Here is a 787-nt window from a genome sequence, read left to right on the forward strand (position 1 = left end):
AGCGTCAACAACATAGGCTTGAGTATTGGAAAGCGGTTTACCAATAGTTAGATGGCCAGTTTGATCGGCGATACAACCCGATGTCACGGCTATCGTACATTCTGCGGGCCCATACGTATTGATGCACATATCCGATAATTCGGGCAGAGCATGAGCAACTTCAGGCGTGAGTGGTTCACCTCCCGATACTGCAATCCGCAAGTCATTTCCCAAAAAGCCATTACTTAATGCACTCTGCCAAAGAGTTGGGGTTGCATCTATAAACGTCGGTTTAATTCTATTTAATGGGTTTCCATCTAAATCACCGACAGAAAAGTCCCGTGGGTCGGCAATAATCAAAGAGCAACCGAATGCCACAGATAAACAAATCTGCTCAATAAATGCGTCAAACAGTTGATTTGATGAAAGAATTATACGATCACTTGTATCTAATGAGAAAACTAATTGACTTGCGTGTATAAAAGACGAAAGACATGCAGACCCTAATACTATAGCTTTGGGCTTACCCGTCGATCCAGAAGTGTAGATCACATAGGAAAGGGAGTTATGGCTATGGCGGTTTAAAAGCTGGCCCTTCATAATCGGATTTTTCGAAATTGCTGCAACTGTCGCTGATGTAATGGTGTGATCCAAAACAACACTTTGGTGGCCATTCGTACTTCTAATGCACGGATACGCCTCGACTAGTATCCGATTAGTCACAACCCAGCCCGCTCCGGCATCTTCCAGCATGAAGGCAAGCCGTTCTTGCGGATAAGCCGGATCGAGCGGCAGATAGGCTCCGCCC

At 45.5% G+C, this 787-nt stretch carries 1 protein-coding gene; it reads right to left on the reverse strand.

The genetic code is table 11. The annotated features are described in order from the left end of the window. Nucleotides 1–787 (reverse strand): AMP-binding protein (locus E1297_RS01170; RefSeq protein ID WP_155132852.1); only part of this gene is annotated, 787 nt, incomplete at both ends.

This window comes from Roseibium sp. RKSG952, from assembly GCF_009711355.1.